Below are 20,793 nucleotides of genomic sequence, written 5' to 3'. Positions count from 1 at the left end.
GCTACTTCCTTCCCGGCCAAAGAGGCCATAGAAAACGATAGGTGAAACCGACGTTCCAGACGTTTTGATCGTTGCCGGAGCTGAACTGGCGGCCGTAGTTTGAAATCACGCGCCAGTTGTTGTCGCGAAAGTAGTAGTTCAACGCGATATCGACACGCTGCGTGTTTACGGTAGGCAGGCCGTGGCCGCCACCGTTTAAAGGATCGAATTGCTGCGAGCGCAGTCCGATCTGCAAGTTTTTAAATAAATTGTTAGCTACGGGCAATTGAGAAAGCATGTAATTGCCTTCTACCCAATAGCCCTGCCCGTAGAAGCTGCGGTCGTATTCCGTCTTTACATCCAGCGGTATGGCTTGCGGCTTCCACTGTGCATACAAAGCGCCGCTGTTGATCTCATGTCCTTCGAGAAGACGCTGATACGAACCGCCAACCTCGATATGCTTATCCGGAAAAAAGATACTTCCATCACCGCCTGCCACGCGTGATGCCTGTAGCTCGTTGGTATTGCTGTGCGTCGAGAAGTAGGCGGCATAGTCGATAGTGAATTTATCCGTTTGAGCCGCGACGCCACGCAACTGGCCGCCATCGCCCGAGCCGTTTGGAGTACCGATTGCGCCAGTGATCGGTCGATCCTGGAAGACGGCGATCCATAATGCCTGATATCGCTCAGGATAGAGGCCGAAGGGGAGCCAGTATCTGCCAGCTACAGCGGTCACATGCGAACTGGCGAGCCAATCCAGCTGGGCGTATTCTACCGATTTAAAAATTTCACCGGTGTAGTCTCCAGTTCCGTTGCGTCGTTCGAAAAAGCCCGTGAAGTCAGTTCTGCTTTCGAGCAGCACATGGCTTCCGAAGGGCACTAGAAGAACAGGGTCAATCTGCGGCAGCAGAGTGGGCACACCGCCAACCACGTTATAGACGTAACCGAGTCCGCCCGAAACCACCGGAACATATCCGGCGCTCGTCGACTTGCTATCGGTATCGGTTGATTTGTTATCGGCATCTTGCGCTCTTGCGGCGAATGAGCACAGCAGCATGCATCCAGCCCAAATCCATTTCTTCATGTCGTCGCCATTTCTTAGGTTTTCTACTTAGTCGCGTATCGAGATGGTGTTCGTAACGTCTAACTGGTAATCGATGTGCTGCGTCGTCCGAACGCAGGTACGCGTTATTCAGCAGCAATGCCAGTCTACGAAGCGCCTGTCTTTCGCTTGCACGCGGAATGTCATTCTCTTGTCATTGGTTGCGGGCCGCCGTTTTATTCCGATGAAAGTGATTTATAACCAGTTCATCGAAGGCGCACATGTGCGCGGAGAGCGACGATGCATCGAGGGAATCCTCAACACCTTCAGATTGGCCGCGACTCAATCGTTTGTTTCGATGAAGGAATCATGATCACCAAAAGAATTGACACCAAAAACGGATCTTCCGCGGACAGTCGTTCGTTGCGCGCCATCTATCGTTCAGGCCTCTGCAGATGGCTGATGGTTGCGGCATTGACGCTTTCATTCAACGTCCGCGCTCATGCGCAGGACCCGCTGATGCAGGGTCAACAACAAAATTCGCAGTCGCAGCAGTTTCCCGGAAGCATCTCAAGCCAGCAATTCTGCAATGACTTTCTGTCTCCTTGCACATCCGGTAGTGGACAAGGCGGGGTGTACTCTACACAATCTCCCTTTCAGACCGCGCCCGTTCCTACGAATACCGATTTGAGCGGCCCAGGATTTACAACTCCCCAAAGCACAGATCCGTCTCAGGCGCTCGCGCCTGCCAGCACACCGGCGCCGGCAGTGCAGCGGAAAGCCGAACATCCGACGGAGTTTCAGATATTCGTGGCGGGTGCGGTCGGCAAGCTTCTGCCTATTTACGGACACCAGCTCTTTGTCGACGCCCCTTCCACTTTCGCTCCCTTGGATAAAGGACCTGTGACTTCGAACTATGTCGTGGGACCAGGGGACGAGCTGATGATTCACGCATGGGGTAGCGTGTCGTTCAATGTGCGCCAGCTCGTGGACCGCTCGGGAAATATTTTCCTGCCGCACTTCGGCAGCATCCGGGTAGCGGGGCTTCACTCTTCCGAACTTAATCAATTCCTGTCCGATCGTATCGGGAAGGAATTTCGCCAGTTCGACATCTCAGTGACGCTGGGGCAGCTGCGTTCGATTCAGGTGTTGGTAGTGGGCCGCGCTTATCGTCCAGGTTCATACACGCTAAGCGCGCTCAGCACACTGGTCAATGCGCTGTTTGCCTCTGGCGGACCCTCTTCTACCGGCTCCCTGCGCGCCATCGAATTGCGGCGCGACGGTAAAGTGATAACTACTCTTGACCTTTACCAGCTGATCGCTTTAGGCGATGAGTCGAACGATGCTCCGCTACTTCCCGGCGATGTGATCTACATTCCTCCGGCCGGCCCACGCATCGCGGTTGCAGGGAGCGTGAACCAGCCGGCGATTTATGAGATCCACGATGGCGATACAGTATCGGCTGCGATCAAGCTGGCCGCCGGTACGACGTCGATTGCGGCGCTACAGCGCGCGGAGCTGGAGCGTATCGATTCCGACGGCGAGCGTCATGTCATCGATCTGAAGCTCAGTTCGGACCAGATGCAGACTCCACTGCACGATGGGGATGTACTGCGAGTGTTCCAGCTTGCTCCCAAATTCGACAATGCGGTAATTCTGCGAGGCAACGTCGCAAATCCAGGACGATATGCGTGGCACGAGGGAATGCGCATCCGCGATCTGATTCCGAGCAAGGAAAGCCTGATAACACGGGACGCTCTGAACAGTCGCAATGCACTGGCCTTGACCGACGATGAGCGCACGCATGCCAATCGGATCGAACTCTCGTCGCGCAACTCAAACATGAACGACAACGCCGGAATGCAATCCGGTAGCAGCGACAACAATCAGGATTCGCAGACATCAGGAACACCACCACCTTCGTCTGGTGATGCTGCGAAGACCAACCAAGCGAGTCAGACCGGCTCTTCCAATCAGAACACGCCGCCTACTCCGAGCCAGATGCGTACGATGCCGGCAAGCCCAGAGGATCAGGTACCGAGCTCATCGACATCGACAGGGCGAAGCATCAGCTTCGATCTGGGCCGGCCTTCGGAGGAGTTTCCACGCAAGAACTTGGTGGACTCCATCGCACCGGAGATCAATTGGGATTATGCGGTAATTCAACGCGTCAACCCCACAGACATGCGATCGGTGCTGAAGTCTTTTCATCTTGGCCGGGTGGTGCTCGATCATGACGACTCGGAAAACTATGAACTTCAACCCGGCGACGTTGTGACGATCTTTTCGCAGGCGGATCTTCGCGTACCCGATAAGCATCAGAGGAAATTCGTTCGTTTGGAGGGAGAGTTCGGAGCGAGCGGAATCTATAGTGTCGAACCAGGAGAGACTCTTCGCGACCTGGTGGCTCGTGCCGGCGGACTGACCCCAGACGCTTACCTCTTTGGGTCTTTCTTCACGCGGCGTTCGACGCGGTTGCAACAGCAGTCGATGCTCGATCAATATACGGTAGATCTGGAGAAGGAGATCGACCGCGAAGCAGGCAATTCCGCCAACGATGCGATCACGCCGCAAGAGGCAGCGGTCTCCGCAGTCAGCGTCGAGAATCGACGCGCGCTGCTAGTCAAGCTGCGGCAGGTGCAGGCCACGGGAAGAATCGTGCTGAGTCTCGAGCCAGGCAGCAACGACATCAGCAGCCTTCCCGACATGCCGCTTGAAGATGGAGACGTATTCGTTGTTCCTACACGGCCAGCGAGCGTCTCGGTTGTCGGCGCGGTCTACGATCAGAACTCCTTTCTCTTCGCTCCTCGCGGCGACGTCGAACACTATCTGCAGCTCTCGGGCGGCGTGACCAAGAACGGCGACTGGAAGCACTCTTTCCTGCTGCGAGCCGATGGATCGGTGGTCAGTCATACGTCGCTGCTTGCCCGCTCGGATCACGGACTGGAGCATTTCAACGTGAATCCCGGAGACTCCCTGATCATTCCTGAGCAGTTCAGCAAGAGCACCTGGATGCGTGGTCTGACCGACTGGTCATCGATCTTCGCTCAGTTCGGATTAGGCGCTGCGGCTGTCAGCGTCCTCAAGTAACAGGCGAGGAACAGATGCGAATTGAGGACGTGAGAATGATCGAGAATCAAGAATCCGAAGAGCAATCAGAATCGGAGCTGCTCAAAAAGCTGGTGGTGTTAACGGCGCACCGCCGGCTGATTGTGGGCGGTGTATTGGCTGTAGCCTTGTTTACCGCAGTTTTTTCGCTCGTGGTGCCTCCGGTATATACGGCAACGGCGTTGATTATGACTCCACAGAACTCGCCCACGTCCGCTTCGGCTCTGTTAGGGCAGCTCAGCAGCGGACTGGGAGGCGGTACTTCCGGCGGTGGTGGTGGTGGTGGTGGAATCGGCGCTCTGGCTTCACTGGCGGGAGACGGCGTTTTGAAGAGCCCTACGGAAACATTCGTTGGAGTGCTGGCAAGCCGCACCGTGGCCGATCACCTCATCGAGCGATTCCATCTGCAAAAGGCTTATCACAAACGGACGTTGGTCGATTCACGGCTCAGCCTGGCACATCACACGCGCGTTGAGATCACGCGCGGCTCGTTGATCCGCATTTCGGTGGAAGACCGCAACGTCGAACGTGCGGTGGCGGTAGCCAATGGCTATGTGGATGAGCTTTACCATATGAACCAGAAGCTGGCGCTAACGACCGGTGCGCAGCGCAGACTCTTCCTGGAGCAACAACTGGCAACTGAGCGCATTGCTCTGGGACAGGCCGAAGATGAGTTCACCAAGCTCGAGCAGAAGACAGGCGTGATTCGTCTCGCGGATCAGGCAGAGATCACGATGCGTTCGGTGGCGGAGATCCGCGCAGCGATGTCGGCGAAGGAAGTGCAGGTGGAAATGCTGCGAAAGACCGCTACGGAACAAAACTCCGCACTGCAAGGATTGGAAGGCGAGATCGCAGCATTGCGCGGTCAATTGAATAAAGCAGAGAGCACCGCCCCCGCAGAGAACGACAACTACTTTCTTTCGATAGGCCGTATCCCTACCGCCGGTCTGGAGTATGTCCGTGCAGAACGCGAGCTCCGCTACCATGAAGCTTTATTCGAGATGCTGGCCAGGCAATATGAGGCAGCACGCTTGGAAGAGGCGCAGGCGCCGCCGCTGATCCAGGTGGTAGACCCAGCGATCGTTCCGGATAAGCGGTCGTGGCCGCCGCGAACCCTACTGGTGATGCTGGCGATGCTGGCCTCCGCAATTGCGTTCACGTGTGGAGTTTTGCTCAAGGCGCGGTGGAACGCAATGATCGCGCGACCGGCCAATGTGAAACACATGAATGCACTGCGCAGCATGCTGCGCGGAAGTTTGAGGGATCAGATCAGGGGCGGTGCGTGAAGGTAGCGTCATTCTTTTACGCCCTGGCGCTGCTGACGTTGCCGGTGGGACCGGCGACCAAGCTTCTGCTCGGGCGCGAAGAGATGGTCTGGCTCGATCCGACACTCATCTTCGGGGTGCTCGCCTTTGCAGCGCTCATTCCGGCATGGAGAGCAGAGCACTCTCGCCAGCTACCGCAGGTGGCCCCTATCCTTTCTGGGCTTGCGCTCATCTGCATAGCCTGCGCACTTTCGGGATATCTGCTGCGCCTGCCCGAAAATCTGTATGGCGCGCTGCGCGAACCGCTGAAATTTTTCCTGATGATCATCTGGTTTGTCACTTCGTGCTGGTTCCTGCGTTTTCGCTCGTCACTGGTTTTTCGGTGGGCATCGGTCGCGGCGGTACTCGGCATTCTGAGCGGGCTCTCCATTTATTTCATGGCCGCAGGTTTGCTGCCGGTTTCAGCCGGAGCGGTCTCTTATTCGCGGCTTTATATTCTTCGGCAATCCATCTGGTTCGACTTCACGCCGATTCCACGCATGGGTGGCCTCTTCATCGAAGCCCCGCCATTCGGCCTGACGATGTTGGCGCTTTGGGTGTTGTTTTGCGTGGCGCTTCGCTCTGGTGTTCGCACTAAGGCAACGTTGATCGGCGCAGGATTTTCACTGATTGGTGCTTTGGCATCGCTCTCGGATCAAGTAACGGTAGGGCTGGCCATCTGCGCGACGGCTAGCGTCTTGTCGATTACCACGAGGCCTCGTTGGATGAAGCGCGCCGTTCTGAGTTTCACCGTCGTCGTATTCATCGGAGTCTGCGTGCTCTCCTTGCAGAGCAAATTGACGGCAGCGGCAGATGCACAAACAGCCGTGAACATTTATCGCAATAGCGTCGGAGAAAGAACCTTTCACCTGAATTACGGCCTTTCCGTACTCCGACGTGAGCCCTCGGCTGCGCTCTTCGGAATTGGGCCCGGGCGATATGGCGAATATGTCGCCGAGACCGGATTGTTTCCGGCTGAAACCACGATGCAGTACACCGGACCGGAGCTTCTGGTGGAGTGGGGTGTCGCTGGAGTTGCAGTATGGCTGCTGGCCATTGTGCTGTTAAGCGACCAGGTTTGGAAGCTGCATGCCATGGGCGGCCTGGGTATGCTTATCGGCCTGCTTATCTCCGATAGCTTTCAAGCAAATTGGAAATTGGAGGCGGTATTTCTCGCCATTGCTGCGCTTTGCACGTCCCAACTGGCTTCATCAAAGAACGGCAAGGCTGCCGTGTCGAAGGCATTTAGTCCGCCGCCTTTGCCGCCGGCCGGCAAAGGTAAGAAACCTCTTCCGAGCGGTTGGACTGCGGGCGAGGTTCCGTCGACATGAGGCGTCTCTCTTCCCGGGTTCTCGCCATTGCTGCGGGCGAAGGCGTTGCACGGGTCTGCAATCTGTTGCTGATGGTGTTTATCGCGCGTGTCTTTGGCGTGAAAGCCGCGGGAGCTTATGCCCTGGCATTGACGGTATCTCTTTATCTGGCTCATGGCACCGACTTCGGACTTCGCCATGCCGGCGCTCGGCTAACGGCGCAACATCCGAAGAGCTATCCGGTGATCGTGCGTTTCATTCAACACCGGCGCATGATTCTTGCAGTTTTACTCTCAGCCGCTGGCTGCGCGTATGGCGCGTGGGGACCGGTGCCGCAGGACGCCCGGCGAATGGTCAGCCTTTATGCGATCGCCAGTGTGGGCTACGGATTTTCTGTGGACTGGCTGGCCTGGGGCACACAACGTTTTTCGCTCATGTCCGGGTGGCGCGCACTGGTATCGCTGATCGCGATGGGCATAACCATTGGATATGCCTATTTTTTTCACGGCTCGCTGCTGATCATTCCACTGGCATGCGGCATCGCCTACGTCATTGCCGATTCCCTGCTCTGGTTCGGCTGGGCGCGAAAGCTCATCGCGCATCCTTCGCAGCAGCAGGACGGCCCCGCTTTGAGTTTTATTCCGGAGAAGAGAGCCACCCTGATGCTGGGTGCGGCGCTGCTGTTGAATCAGGCGTTCAATTCCATAGACACACTGCTGCTTGGGGGACTCACCAGCAGTTCGCAAACAGGCCTGTACAGTGCGGCCTACCGAATCCTTTTGCTGGTGCTCGCGCTCTATTATCTCGGTATGCAGGCGTTATATCCGCAGTTGGCGGCGACACCGAAGCAGGAGCGAAACTTAAAGACACTGCGGCGGCCGATCCTGATAGCAGCGGGGATTGGCATCGCGGCAGCAGCGATCATGATGATGGTCCGACGTCCATTGATCGCATTGATGTATGGGCCTTCTTTCGCACCGTCGGCTGACCTGGCCACTCCGCTGCTCTTCGCCATCCCGCTGGACTTTGTAACCTCGGTTTTCATGACCGTAATGGTGGCGTGGGATCATTCCCGCGAGGTGCTCATCGCAACGATCACGGCATTGACTTCGAATGTACTAATGAATATTTATCTGATTCCGCGATACGGAGCGATGGGCGCAGCATACGCGACTCCGCTCTCGTATATTCCCTTCCTCATCGCGCTTGTCTGGCAGATGCGAAATGCCTCGGGCGAGATGCAGAAGCTAAGAGCACCTGAGGATACGCATCAGGATCGCGTCGAGTATTCCCTTTCGTCCGGGGAGAGTTCATGAGCGATATCCAGGCTATCCCGGTGCGGTTTTCGCTCATTGTGGCTACCGTGGACCGCGTCGAGCCGCTGCATCGACTGCTCGCTTCGCTCGCGGCGCAGGCCTTCCGCGATTTCGAAGTGATTCTCGTCGATCAAAACACTGACGATCGTTTGGACGCGGTTCTCGAGCAGTGGGCTCCCACGGTTGCCTGCCGGCGCATTCGCTCCGCACGCGGACTTTCGCGGGCAAGGAATGCAGGCATCCTGCAGGCGCAGGGCGAGCTGATCTGCTTTCCCGACGACGACTGTTGGTATCCCTCCGATCTTTTGGCGCGCATCGATACTTGGTTCCGGTTGCACATCAGAACCTCGTTGCTGAGTGTGGGCGCGCGCGATGAAAAAGGAGCGGAAGTTTCTGTGAGATGGCCGCGCAACTCCTGCCCCATCGACCGCATGTCGGTGCTGCGCACCTGTCCCTCCTTTTGTCTCTTCGTTCGCCGCAGGGCGCTGGGCAAGGCGGGAGACTTCGACGAAGAGATGGGACTGGGAAGCGGAACGAAATTCCAATCCGGTGAAGAAACGGATCTTGCGCTGCGAGTGCTTGAGTCGAGCGGTCCCGGATGGTTCGAGAAGTCGCTCTGGGCCTGGCATCCATCGAGCGATCCCCGGTCAGCTCCGAGCAGCCGGGCGCTGACTTATGGGATAGGCTTCGGATATCTGCTACGCAAGCACAACTACGGCGTGCAGGTATGGCTTTACCATGTCCTTCGCGCATTCTCGGGCATGGGAAAAGCAATCATCATGCTGCGGTGGCACGACGCAAGGTTCTACTGGAACAGTGCAATGGGACGCATCACGGGTTATTGCTCTGACGTGAACCTAAAAAACGAAGAGCCCGTTCGATCTTCTACCGCGGTCTAAGCGTGGACCTCGAGCACGGAAGCCAGCACCTCGGCATAGGCGCTGGCGGCTCGATCGCGAGTAAAGAGTGCGGCGCGCTGCAAACCGGCCTCAATTAAATCCTTCACCATATCCGGAGAATCGATCAGCTTCAGCATGGCGTCGGTCATTTCTTCTTCCGACTCTGGGTCGAAGGAGAGAGCGGCGTCGCCTGCGGCTTCGGGAAGCGACGCACGGTGGGAACAAAGCACCGGTGTGCCGCAGGCCATCGATTCGGCTACAGGCAATCCGAAGCCCTCTTCAAGAGAAGGCACGATCGTCGCCGTGGCTCCTGCATAAAGACTGCTCAAAGCCGCATCATCAATGGCGAGCATGCGGCGAATACTGGGATGGTCGATGAGCTTATGTAGGTTTGTACCGCCCAGATGTGAAGGAATGTCCTTAGCCATCGCCAGAATCAACAAGGGTGCATCGGATCGGCGAGAGCAAAGACGATGGTAGGCAACGAGCAACCGCTCCAGATTTTTGTGGGGCGCAGCGGATCCGACAAAGAGAAAATAGGGCCGGTCGATTCCATATTCCCGTCTCACCGTTTCTGTCGCGACGCTTTTGTCCTGGAGATGGAATACATCGTCCACGACGCCCGGAATGACAGTGATCTTCTCCGGGTTCGAACCCAGATGCTCGACCATCTTTTCCTTGGTGTAGTTCGACGGAGTAACGATGTGGGAGGCGCGCGCAGTGGCCATTCGCAACATCGGTTTGGCATAGACAGAGGCGCTCAGGCGCTTGGCGTAGGCCGGCATGAAGAGATGCGTGAGGTCGTGGACCGTGACCACCATCGGGCCGCGGCGTAGTACGGGGATGTTGTAATGCGGCGCGCAGAATACGGAGGCGCCGGGGTTCACAAACGGCAACCGCAGCTGCTCCGCGATCGAATAGATGCCGCAGTCGACGGCGACTACCCTGTCGCAATAGGGCGCAATGGTCTTCACGTTTTGCGGCAACGTAATGCCGATGAGTTCGATGTCAGGGATGTGTTGTTTCAGGTTGGCAAGCAGGGTGAGGATGTAGCGGCCGATTCCCGTGCGCAGCCATCGCGCATCGATCACGGCCTGGCGACGCTTCAGAGGCATAGCTGCAGTTCACGCTCCGCGTTGGAGACGTGCAATGCTCCATCGATCAGATCGCCAAGGCTGCGGCGGAAGACATCGGCTCCGAAGCGCTGCGCCTTCTGCCGGATGACATGAGGATTGAACCTGTGCTCTTCCATCTCGAAGCGCAGGATGGCGCTTTGAACGTCCATCGGCGTCTGTTCGCCGAAGAACATGCCGGTCGATTGGCCGCGATTGGCCGCGTGATCCAGGGATACAACACTCTCCAGGGCGCCACCTTTGCCAAGTGCGATGACCGGCCGTCCGCAGGCCTGAGCCTCGACCAGGGCCATTCCGAAATCTTCGTTGGCGGCGAAGAGGAAGGCCCGGCAGTTGGCGTACTCGTTCCACAGGGTCTCATTGTCGACATTGCCGAGGAACTCGATGGTTTTGCCAGCCATGGAACGCAATCGCGCCTCTTCCGGCCCGGTGCCGATGATTCGTAACCGCCGCGAGAGCTTATTGCAGGCCTGGATGAGAAGATCTATCCGCTTGTAGGAGACTAACCTTCCTACGGTCAGGTACGCATCGCTCTGAGTTTCGGCAAGATAGGACGAGGCGGTATCAATGGGCGGATAGATGACCGTGCTTGAGCGCCCGTAATACTGCCTGATCCGCGAGGCGACATAGTGCGAGTTGGCGGCGAACTGGGTAACACGCTGGGCGGCGAGATGATCCCATCCCCGAACGTAATGCGCCGTATATCCGAAAGATGCGCGCGCGAAGCGGCCCATATGGCTGCGGTACTCGTGGTACTGGTCCCAGATGTAACGCATGGGAGCGTGGCAATAGCAGACGTGAAGCGCGGAGGGCGAAAGGATGACGCCTTTCATGGGTCCACTGTCCGAAGTCAGGACGAGGTCATAACCGGTCAGATCGAGCTGCTCCACTGCCATCGGATACAACGGCAACAAATGCCGGTAGATGTTGCGGGCAAAGGGGAGACGGTTCAAAAACGACGTGTGCATGGTGTGGCTGCGAAGCGATTCCGGGACCATCTCCGGGGCCGCCACCAAGGTGAAAATGTCGGCCTCAGGGTACATGGCGGCCATCGCCTCGGCGACGCGCTCTCCGCCGCCCAGCGAAACAAACCAATGATGAACGAGGGCTACTCGCATCTGATCGGGATCTCCCTGGAGTCTCTCCCTCATGGAAAGATGCTCCGCGATTCTTAAGGTAGCGGCTGGGAGGGATGGTGTTGTCCGATGGCGGTCGATGCAATGTCATGCTTTTGTCAAAGATGACGGATCGATAAAGACAAGAGGATGGGCAGGTGCTAGGACGGAAGAGTGACCGGTTCGCCTTCTTCACGAAGCTCCGGGGAGGCGAGCACCGGCTTGGGCAGAGAAAACACGAAGACCGTCTGCCCCGGACGCGAGGTCTCAAGCTGAATCGCCCCTCCGTGCTCCTGCGCGACCCTGCTGGCGATGGTGAGGCCCAAGCCGATACCGCGCTTTTTTCCTTCGCTGACAAACGGCTCGAACAGCGTTTCCTGGATGCTCTCCGGAACTCCGGGACCGTTGTCAGCGACGCGGATTTCGATGGCAGACGAAGTTTCAGTCAGAGACACACACACCGCGGCTTGCGGATGTCCGGGCATGGAGCCGCTCTTCGATGCGGACTGAACTGCGTTGATGAGCAGGTTGCAAATAGCTCGCTCCACCATTCTCGCGTCGATCCACGCAGTGATCGGGGCAAGCGGCTCGATGACGATGATCACCGACTGCGCATCCGGATGCATACGGATGACGGAGACCGAGCGCTCGATGAGCAGGTTGACGGACTCGTACGAGGGATGGAGCGACCGGCCGGTGCGGCTGAAGATGAGCAGCGACTCGATCACGTCGGTCATGCCATGGACGGCAAGTTTGACATCGGCCATCAGCTCTTCGCGTTCGACGGCCGGGGTCGCAGGATGGCTCAGGAACTCCGCATTCGCGTAAATGGCCGAGAGGTAATGACGAAGATCGTGGGAGATGGAACTCGCCATTCTGCCGATGATGGCGAGGCGCGCGGACTCCACCAGCTCCTGCTGCGAGGTTCGCAGCTGATTGCGCATCTGGTCGAAGGCTTCGCTCAGCTCATTCAATTCCCTGGCGCCGCCACGGGTGAACTTGTAGTCGAAGTTCCCGGAGCCGATGGCGCGAGCGCCGGCCAGGAGCGCATCCAGCGGACGCGTGATGGTGCCCGACACATAGAGCGCGAGCAACGTGCTGACCAGCACGACTACCAGTCCGAGACCGAGCAGCAGGCGGTTGAGCTTCATGACGAATCCGCTCGCCTGGTCAAAGGACTTCAGAACCAGCAGGTGCACCGGCGACGTCGAAAGCGTGGGGATGGGAAGCGAGGCCACCAGATAATGCTCTTTGCCCAGCCAGATATCGTCTTGAGAATCCAGCTGCGAGAGCTCACTCGCCTGTTTGTGCAGCGAGCCATCATATTTCGGGCCCAGCGTGCTCGAGATGATCTGATCCGCGGCGACGAAGATCACTTCGGCGGAGGCCGCTTCACGCACCTGCTTCGCGATGCGCTCATCCAGCGCGTAGCCCGCGACGACGGAGCCGAGCAACGTGCCACCGGAGTCCGATCCAAAATACAAGGGACGAAACGCTACCTGATAGAGGCGATGGTTCGTATAGAGATAGTGCTGTTGCTGTTTCGAGTTCAGCAGGAGATTCAGCTGGCGCCCCAGATCGGAGCGCTCGGTGAGAGCCGGGCTGCTATAAACCGCGGCCAGCGATCCCGAAACATCCATCAGTGCAAAGAAGTCGCTGCCGCTGACCCTCCAGAACTCGAAGCCACCATCCTGGATGGTGTTCGAATCGTTGGAGGTCATGAGCGCCTTGAGGCTGGGCAGATCGGCCAGCAGGTCGACCTCATGATCCAGCATTTGCTGCCGTTCCAGCTGAAGGTTTTGGAAGGTTTGAGTGGAGTTGGAAAGATCGGCGACCAGGTTGTTATGGATCTGCTTTTCGAGGCTGCTGTGCAGCACGAAAAGGCTCATCGAAGTGATCCCACAGGTGAGGGATATCACAGAGAGCAGGAGGATGGTCCGCATGCGCATAACTGTTCGGTCCTCCTCTCACTCTCTCCGGTTCTTTTAGGTCTGGCCGACGAATTTATAACCCATGCCGTGCATGGTGCGTATGTACTGGGGGTTGGCAGGATCGGTTTCGAGCTTCTGCCGCAGCTTCAGGATCTGATTGTCGACAGTCCGCGTCGAGGGGTAGCAGTTATAGCCCCACACATGGTTCAGCAGCTCTTCGCGCGATAGAACCCGGTCGACGTTTTCCAGCATGAACTTCAGAAGACGAAATTCGTGCGCGGTGAGAGCGACGACTCGACCTTCCCGGACCGCCTCCATCTTCACGAAATCCACTTTGACGGAGCCGAACGAGTAGGTATTCACGGGCTGCGGCTTGGCTTGGCGGCGAATCGCCGCCTGCACGCGGGCCAGCAGCTCTCGCGGGCTGAAGGGTTTGGTCACATAGTCGTCCGCACCCAGCTCCAGGAGTAGAACCTTATCGGTCACATCGGAGACCGCGCTCAATACGAGCACCGGCACTGCGGGAAAAACCTGCTTCAGAGCCTTGCACAGCTCTTTGCCCGAGGTGCCCGGCAGCATCAAATCCAGGATCACGACTTCGGGCGCGGTGCCTTTCATGGCCTCGTGCGCTTCTTTTCCGTCGTGGGCAGATTTCACCTGAAAGCCTTCGGAGGTGAAAAGGCGGTGCAGTACTTTCTGAATCCCGGGATCGTCTTCAATCACAAGTATCATGCTTCACTCTTATATATACATATACACAATTGAGACGCGTTCATTCCGCTACCTCTATTTTCGCCTACCCTGGGCAAAATCCCAACGGCAATGCCCGCAAATGACAAACAGGCGACAAATATCTGCAATCTGCTGACACCCGAGACGGTTGCGGGACCTATTGAAGGGCGTAGGCAGGGGTGGAGCTGGGGCAAAGGATGGCATCCGATGGCCCTTCGCTCTCAACACTTCTGCCGGTAATCGAGAGGGGCCGGCCTAAGACAGTCTGGGTTTCGTCCAGCAACTTCTGCACAGGAGCGCGAACGAATCTCTTTGTTCCGTCGACGAAGATCCGCTCCATGCCGCTGCGCAGCTCTTCCGGAAGGCGTGCGGCGATCTCCGCGGAGGCGAGCATGACCTTGCCAGCCTGCATGACCAGCTCTATGTCACGCCATGAGATGCCGGCAAGGGTCTCCGATGGATCGCCGGACATATCTTTTGTCGCGATCAGGTCGGCGTGGCCTCCCGGTTTCAGCTCCCCTTGCCCTGAATTCAGACGGAGCAGGCGAGCAGCCTTGGTGGTTACCAGCTCATAGAGCAATGGCGCCGGTGCATCCATCTCGCGGTGGACAAAACGAACCTCGTCCAGCAGGTCGCGTGTCGAGGTCAGAGGAGAATCGGTGGCCAAAGCTGCGTTGGGCAGTCTTCGCATCTGCTCGACGCTCAAAGTGCGGCCTAGCAGGAAGAGATTGGTGGATGGGCACCAGACGAGTCCGGCGTGGCCCTGCTCAACCGTCTTCCATTGCCGGGAAGAGAGTCCGACAGCGTGTATCAGAACCACGCGCTCGTCGATGGGCAGTAGCGATTGCAGCTGCTCGAACTCCTCCTCTGCCGCGTCGTCCGTGCCTTCGGCAACGTGAATGAGAAATGGCCAGTCGGATGGAGTTTGGCGGTAGCTCTCGCGGACTTCTTCAGGATCAGTAACGGAGTGCGCCCATCCGTACTCGGCTGGAACGCTCACCGGGAAGCCGTCTTCGAAGACCTCAGGCAGATAGCGATTGTGATGGGAGACTGACGTTACACCGCAGAGAAGATTGCGAATGCCACCCCACCAGACGCGGGTTTCGCGCGGTACGCGTAGCAGCTGATCGATCGGAGGTCGGCCAGGATGGTAGATGTCGGCGGCCCACTCTTTCCAATTGTTGTAGGGTCCGTTGCCAAGCCGCGGAAAGATCGAAAAATCCAGGTGGTCGTGAGCATTCACCAGACCGGGCAGAACGGTATAACCGGAGAGATCGATGACCGCCTCGTCTCCGCGATGAGAGCGTGCCTGGTCCAGCCATTGCATCTGGATGCTTTCGATAAAGGGCCCGGCGACGACGATCGTGCGGTGTTTCGCGCTGAATGGCGAGCGGGCGACGCGCGCACCGGCGAGGACAATTCTCTGCGAGGAGGTTGCCGCGATGGACCGGAGGGGTGCGGCCGCAGAGATCATTCCGATGCGCTCGTGAAGTGCGCCCAATAAATTACGGGCTTGGCTTCGACATCGTTATAGGCGGCGGATTTGCCGGCGCGGCGGAATATCTCACGCTCCTGAGGCCCGAAGCATGGTTCGATAAGCTCGGTGAGCAAGAAGCCTTCCTCGCGCATCGCAGCGATCAATTGTTGCAGGGTGTAATCCTCAGTGGCAATCTCGAAGGACTCCGCGGCGATCTTGACGGTGCGCCGCCAGCCGTAAGAGCGGCCGTGGGGATGGACGTCGGAAACAAAGATGCTGCCATTGGGTCGCAGCAGGCGAGCCGCCTCGCCTGCGAAAGCCTGCAGGTCAGTGACGTAGGAGACAACGAAGGAAGCAACGATGCAATCGGCGCTGCGATCGGGAAGTTCGCTCGCAGCGCAATCTGCCTGCTTGAGGCGAGTGGCTGTCTGGCATCGCTGCGCCGCCTGGCGCAGCATGGCTTCGCTGCTGTCGACACCGGTCAGAGACTGCGGAGCGCATGCCTCTATCCGAGATAACCACCGGCCGGTTCCACAGCCCAAGTCAACAACGTCTTTGCCCTGGAACATTCCCTTCGCGAGCGGGGCGATGCGCTGCTCGAGCGCAAGCAGCGGATTCGCAGTGGAATCATAGGTTGGCGCCCAATGGCGATAGGCCTCGTCTGAATCGATGAGCTTTGCGCCGATGCCCCTCTTCCCCTGCGTCGCGGTGGACGTCATATGCTCTCAACCTTTGGCCGGCGCAGACGAATCCATTTCTGAGCCATGGTCAGTTCCTTCGGATTGTTGTAGAAGCCGGTCGTATACCGCCAGGCGCTTATGGTCTTCAGAAAGACGCGACTCGCTTTGCTGGCTCGGATGTCTTGCACGGTTGGCCAGCGTGCGGCCACCACTGTTTCGAAGTTATCGATGAGCTTCTTGGTCTTGGGCTGCAACCATGGCATCGATGGATTGACGCGAATGGTGAAGTTGTACCAGCGCGGTGTGGCCCATTCTTCAATAGTCGAGGGAAAGCCGACGATGCCGCCATCGATGCCGCCATACATCTTGCCCCGCTGGGGAACGGGCGTGTAGTGCTGCACGATGATCTCGGAAACGGGATTCAGGCGCTTGAGCTTGCGGATGAAGGAGATGGTTTCGTGGGTGTCTTCTTCGGGATTCTGCGGGTTTCCGATCACGAAGGAGAACTCGGGAACGATGCCCAGCTTGCGCATCCGCTTGGCGACTTCTATGGTCTGCTCAATCGTGATTCCCTTCTTCATCTCCCTCAGCGTCTTGTTCGAACCTGACTCGGCGCCGAAGAAGATCATGGTGCAGCCGGCGCGGCGAATCCATTCGAGCGTCTCGTCGGAGTAGCGGGAGATGGCATCAATCCTGCCTTCGCACCACCAGTGCAGCCCGAGAGGCGCAAGGTTTTCCATCAGCTCGCGAGTGTGGCTTTCGCTGAGGAAGAAGTTCATGTCGTAGAACTGCACGCCATCCATTCCGTAGTTGTCGACGAGATGGCGAAGGATGGCAGCGGTGCGCGCTGGCGATTCCATCTTCTGCAGGCTGCCGAAGGCCTCATGTACGGCGCAGAAGCTGCATTGGAAAGGGCATCCGATGCTGGCCTGGTGCGCGCCCGTGCGTTTGCCGAAGTACGACGGGCGGAGATAGCTGGCTACCGGCACACGCTCATAGGGTATCCAGGGAAATTCGTCGGGACCCTGCATAGCGCGCTCATGATTGTGAAACTTCTGGCGGCCTTCTTTATAAGAGAGCCCAGCCACCTGAGCTGGACTGCGCTGGCCGCGCACCACTTCGATCAACTCCAGGAGCGTAGTCTCGCCCTGACCGCGCACCGCGTAGTCCACGTAGTTGGCGTTGAGCGTCGCATCGCGATAAGTCGACGGAAAATATCCGCCCCACACAATAGGCACATCTGGATAACTTTCGCGGATCGCCTTGCACGAGTTCATCGCGGAGACCATCTGCGGACCCGGCATCACGCTGACGCCGAGCAACTCCACATGATTGGTCTCGATCAGGCGTGCCAGTGTCTTATCGGGCTCGGGGTCGAGATTGCCATCCACGACTTCGTACTTCTCGCGGCCTTCGAGCACCGCGGCAAGCGCCATGATGGAAAGAGGAAAGCGCCGATTCTTGGGGCTGGTGAGCTTGGGGTAATAGAGAAGTATCATGCTGAGAGCATCCGCCCTTCATAGAGATAAAACTGTGATGGTTCTCTGCGCCGCTTCAGCCGGGCGATCAACGGACGCATGCTCCAGCGGAGACCGTACGAGGCAAGGTGCCGCGTCCATTGAATGCCCAATCCGGACAGCGATTCCACGATTTCCGGCGTCAGAAAGTCCTGCGTCGCATGCGCATCGCCCGACACGCCGAACCTGGCTTCCGACGAACGCTGGCGCTCACGCCGCATCGCCTCGCCTCCAGCGGCACTGCGATAGGTCGGTGAGTCAACGATCAGGATTGTTCCTCCGGACCGCAGGCAGCGCAGCGTCTCGCGCAAGGTCTTGCTGTAATCCGCCGAGTAATGGAACGACGCGTTGAAAATCGCCACGTCAAACTGCGCATTGGCAAAGGGAAGATTATCCATCTCAGCCTCGATGCGCGGAAACAGGCCGGGGATCGCGGACGTGTAGTGCTTCGCGGCTTCAAGGCCATCCCACTCGTTGCGGCACAAATCGACCGCAGCGGGGAGATAGCCGCGCAGCGCCAAACGATAGCTAAGCCACCCATTGCCTGCGCCGATGTCCAGCACGCGCATCTGGCTTCCATGGCGCTGTTCGAGGCTAGGCAGCAGGGTCTCTTCGAGAAAACGATAGCTGCGCGCCCGAATCTTCCACTGCTCGCTGAACCTTCCCGTCACATCGGCGAAGGGCAGGGCAAGATAGAAGTCGGACCGATCCGAACCGCGGCCCTCGGTGCGGCGGATGGTTTCATAGTCACGCAGGAAAGCCGCGTGATCGATACGTTGCTGCGTGGAAAGCATTCTCCACACACCGTTGGTTTTGCGAATTACTTCGGGACACCAGTCGCAAGGAATCCACGCAGTGTTGAAGGTCTCCTCGCAATCGGAGAGCGGCCTCAGCTCGTTGGAGCAGGCGGGACACAGCAGCGATAACCCTTTTGTCACTGTTGGCAGCATAGGAGACACGGAATGTAAACTTACGGAACTCACTCACCCTCACGTACAAACTGAAATAAGACATGGTCGGCCATTCCTCGAAACACGGGAAGTGCGCCAAGTCTTCGGTCGATCGCCGTCAGACGATCGACTAACTTCGGACGATTGTGAAAAGAAGCCTCCATCCAGGAAGGCGGAAGCGCAACCCCGATGCCGCGGCGGCTCTCGAGCCGGAAATAAGGCGCGAAGGCGGCGCGCATCTCTCGCGCCGATGGATAATGAACATCGATCGTCGTGCCGCCGAGGGAGACCTTCGTTCCTCCGGTCGCGATGCGGCGGAAGGCTTTCCTCCACTCGCCTCTCAGGCAATACCAGAGCTGCTCCCAGGCACATACGCGGCCCATGAGACAAAGAAACAATCGGCCGCCCGGTCGGACGAGACGTGCGAGCTCGCCGGCAACTTCGGATAGATCGCGAGTGCAGTTCAATCCGCCAAAGTTGGACAGAACGCCATCAAAGACATGACTGCCCTGCAGCGTATCGAGGCGCTCGTTGGCGCATACGGCAAACGAAACCGACACCCGCGCGGAGCGCGTGGAAAGCCGACGCGAGGCAACCTCGATCATTCCCTCCGAGGCATCGCACGCCAGCACCGAAACACCGTGCGAGGTTAAAAACGCGGCATCCTCACCGGTGCCGCAATTCAATTCGAGGATTCGATCTCCCCGGTAGAAGAAGGTCTTCAGCACCTCGTGAACGAGGGAGCGCTGTGCTTTCCCGATGAGAGAGCGCGTGAAGATCTCGTCGTATTCTTTGGCAATACCATCGAAGGCGTGGCCCGCAGAGATGTAATCCTCCGCGCTTTCGCAAGCTAATTGCATTGCAATTCCCTCTCAGCCTCGGGGTATGCATAGAGGGTGCGCCGCCTGTCTTCTACTAATTCCGATAGCGTGTGCATGCGCGAAACAACTTCATTCTCGGGATCGCCGCTGTTTGCCTCGCGGCCCGCTGTTTTTGTCTGCAGCCTCGCCAACTCGACTTCGTAGCGCAGCAACTCATCGGCGACACGGTAGAACTCACGCGGCTTGCGGCCGGCGACTTCAAACTCCCGGTCCGACGTTTGCCCCCAAGGCTTGATTTGAATAACTTTCGACGCCACTTTTTTGTAATACGGCGTTCCCTTGATGGGATAGGAGACGGTGGTCAGGAAGATATCCGGCTGCGAGAGACGCACATGCTCGATGGTCTCTTCGATGTCGGTCATCTGCTCGTCTTCATAGCCCCACATCAAGAACATTCCTGTCTCGATCCCGTTTTCCTTGCATAGGGCGATGGATTGCCGCACCTTCTGTACGCTCACGCCGCGCTGCATGGAATCGAGGATGCGCTGCGATCCGCTCTCCGACCCAATCCACAGGCGCTGGCATCCCAACTCGGCGAGAGTTCGAATAGTAACTTCATTCAGCCGATCCGCACGAGAGATGCACTCGAACGGGATGTGAATGTTACGAAGCTTCAACTCCGCGGCCCAGCGCGCCAGCCAATCATGGTTGATCGTGAAGACGTCGTCTGCGATCCAAAGCGCGTCGGGCTTGTAGCGTTCGATCAGCCACGCAAGCTCTTCGGCAACCAACTCGGGACGGCGGCGGCGATGAGTCTGTCCGAAGACCTGATGGCTGCACCATTCGCAACGATAAGGGCATCCGCGCGCAGTAATAATCGATACGGAACCTTTGCCATGATGAGTCCGCCAGGTTTCGACATAGCGATCCATATCGATCGCCTCTCGCGCTGGCCAGGGCTGCGCATCGAGGTCCGCAATCTGGGCGCGCGGCGCAGTGCGCACGACAATTCCATTCGACCGGAAGGCGATTCCATCGATCCCATCGAGCGGCGCATTCTTATCCTCACGCCATGCTCCAAGCAGCTCTTCGAGCGTGATCTCGCCTTCGCCGAGCACTACCAGGTCGGCGCCCGCATCGAGATATTCATCCACGTAGGCTCCGGGCTCGGGTCCTCCAACGATGATTCTCCAACCCGCCTGCTTCGCCTCCTGGATGATGGAGACGATGTTGGGCCGGGTCATGAGGTTGGCGTAGATACCGAGCACCGACGGCGGCGTGGTCGTCAATTTTTCGCGCAACGCGGCGCGCGACTGAAAGGTGCTGTCGAAAACGTCGACGGCGAAGCCTTTGTTCCTGAGATGGGAACAGATATAGAGCAGACCCAGCGGCGGATATGGCTTCATGATCTGAAGCTCCTTGGGATCTTCGTACAGAAAATATCCGTGTGTTAACAGCAGGTCCATCGTTTGGCTCCTT

General features: G+C 58.0%; 16 protein-coding genes. 5 read left to right on the top strand and 11 right to left on the bottom strand.

Going from position 1 to position 20,793, the window contains the following annotated elements:
- Position 1: 1 nt before the first annotated feature.
- The gene (locus tag XX99_RS15815) at positions 2 to 1,063 is read right to left on the bottom strand and encodes a hypothetical protein (protein WP_050060377.1); all 1,062 of its coding nucleotides are present in this window, start codon (positions 1,061 to 1,063) and stop codon (positions 2 to 4) included.
- Positions 1,064 to 1,390: 327 nt separating this feature from the next.
- Here XX99_RS15815 and XX99_RS15805 point away from each other — a divergent pair, with 327 nt between their 5' ends.
- From XX99_RS15805 to XX99_RS15785, 5 genes are read left to right on the top strand one after another with little or no spacing between them, the layout of a single operon-like run.
- Positions 1,391 to 4,111: an SLBB domain-containing protein gene (locus tag XX99_RS15805; RefSeq protein WP_050060375.1), complete on the top strand. Its 2,721-nt coding sequence runs from the start codon at positions 1,391 to 1,393 to the stop codon at positions 4,109 to 4,111.
- 35 nt (positions 4,112 to 4,146) lie between these two features.
- Positions 4,147 to 5,415, top strand: a complete 1,269-nt coding sequence (locus XX99_RS15800; RefSeq protein WP_050060374.1) for a GumC family protein — start codon at positions 4,147 to 4,149, stop codon at positions 5,413 to 5,415.
- Entirely contained in the window at positions 5,412 to 6,764 is a 1,353-nt protein-coding gene (locus XX99_RS15795) for a hypothetical protein (protein ID WP_050060373.1), read from the top strand. The genes XX99_RS15800 and XX99_RS15795 overlap by 4 nt, the downstream gene beginning before the upstream one ends.
- Complete coding sequence (locus XX99_RS15790; protein ID WP_050060372.1) at positions 6,761 to 8,059, top strand: lipopolysaccharide biosynthesis protein; 1,299 nt, start codon at positions 6,761 to 6,763, stop codon at positions 8,057 to 8,059. The genes XX99_RS15795 and XX99_RS15790 overlap by 4 nt, the downstream gene beginning before the upstream one ends.
- Entirely contained in the window at positions 8,056 to 8,958 is a 903-nt protein-coding gene (locus XX99_RS15785; protein ID WP_050060371.1) for a glycosyltransferase family 2 protein, read from the top strand. Before XX99_RS15790 ends, XX99_RS15785 begins: the two co-directional genes overlap by 4 nt.
- Here the strand turns inward: XX99_RS15785 and XX99_RS15780 are convergent.
- From XX99_RS15780 to XX99_RS15735, 10 genes are all read right to left on the bottom strand, one after another.
- A complete protein-coding gene (locus XX99_RS15780) occupies positions 8,955 to 10,073 on the bottom strand; it encodes a glycosyltransferase family 4 protein (RefSeq protein WP_050060370.1) in 1,119 nt (372 codons plus the stop codon). The genes XX99_RS15785 and XX99_RS15780 overlap by 4 nt on opposite strands.
- Entirely contained in the window at positions 10,064 to 11,242 is a 1,179-nt protein-coding gene (locus XX99_RS15775) for a glycosyltransferase (protein ID WP_156186021.1), read from the bottom strand. The genes XX99_RS15780 and XX99_RS15775 overlap by 10 nt, the downstream gene beginning before the upstream one ends.
- A gap of 125 nt (positions 11,243 to 11,367) precedes the next feature.
- A complete protein-coding gene (locus XX99_RS15770; RefSeq protein ID WP_184085194.1) occupies positions 11,368 to 13,095 on the bottom strand; it encodes a sensor histidine kinase in 1,728 nt (575 codons plus the stop codon).
- A 96-nt stretch (positions 13,096 to 13,191) separates the two neighbouring features.
- Positions 13,192 to 13,869: a response regulator transcription factor gene (locus XX99_RS15765; protein ID WP_050060367.1), complete on the bottom strand. Its 678-nt coding sequence runs from the start codon at positions 13,867 to 13,869 to the stop codon at positions 13,192 to 13,194.
- A 157-nt stretch (positions 13,870 to 14,026) separates the two neighbouring features.
- A complete protein-coding gene (locus XX99_RS15760) occupies positions 14,027 to 15,343 on the bottom strand; it encodes an amidohydrolase family protein (RefSeq protein ID WP_050060366.1) in 1,317 nt (438 codons plus the stop codon).
- Positions 15,340 to 16,065, bottom strand: a complete 726-nt coding sequence (locus XX99_RS15755; RefSeq protein ID WP_050060365.1) for a class I SAM-dependent DNA methyltransferase — start codon at positions 16,063 to 16,065, stop codon at positions 15,340 to 15,342. Before XX99_RS15755 ends, XX99_RS15760 begins: the two co-directional genes overlap by 4 nt.
- Positions 16,062 to 17,525, bottom strand: a complete 1,464-nt coding sequence (locus tag XX99_RS15750; RefSeq protein ID WP_050060364.1) for a B12-binding domain-containing radical SAM protein — start codon at positions 17,523 to 17,525, stop codon at positions 16,062 to 16,064. Before XX99_RS15750 ends, XX99_RS15755 begins: the two co-directional genes overlap by 4 nt.
- The gene (locus tag XX99_RS15745) at positions 17,522 to 18,481 is read right to left on the bottom strand and encodes a class I SAM-dependent methyltransferase (RefSeq protein WP_184085198.1); all 960 of its coding nucleotides are present in this window, start codon (positions 18,479 to 18,481) and stop codon (positions 17,522 to 17,524) included. The genes XX99_RS15750 and XX99_RS15745 overlap by 4 nt, the downstream gene beginning before the upstream one ends.
- Positions 18,482 to 18,522: 41 nt before the next feature.
- Positions 18,523 to 19,353, bottom strand: a complete 831-nt coding sequence (locus tag XX99_RS15740; RefSeq protein ID WP_050060362.1) for a class I SAM-dependent methyltransferase — start codon at positions 19,351 to 19,353, stop codon at positions 18,523 to 18,525.
- The gene (locus XX99_RS15735) at positions 19,344 to 20,780 is read right to left on the bottom strand and encodes a B12-binding domain-containing radical SAM protein (RefSeq protein WP_050060361.1); all 1,437 of its coding nucleotides are present in this window, start codon (positions 20,778 to 20,780) and stop codon (positions 19,344 to 19,346) included. Before XX99_RS15735 ends, XX99_RS15740 begins: the two co-directional genes overlap by 10 nt.
- Positions 20,781 to 20,793: the final 13 nt, after the last annotated feature.

Origin of the sequence: Silvibacterium bohemicum, assembly GCF_001006305.1 — a bacterium.
Taxonomy (GTDB): Bacteria; Acidobacteriota; Terriglobia; order Terriglobales; family Acidobacteriaceae; genus Silvibacterium; species Silvibacterium bohemicum.
Note: the sequence above shows the minus strand (reverse complement) of the source record. Positions and strands in the feature narration are given on the sequence as shown.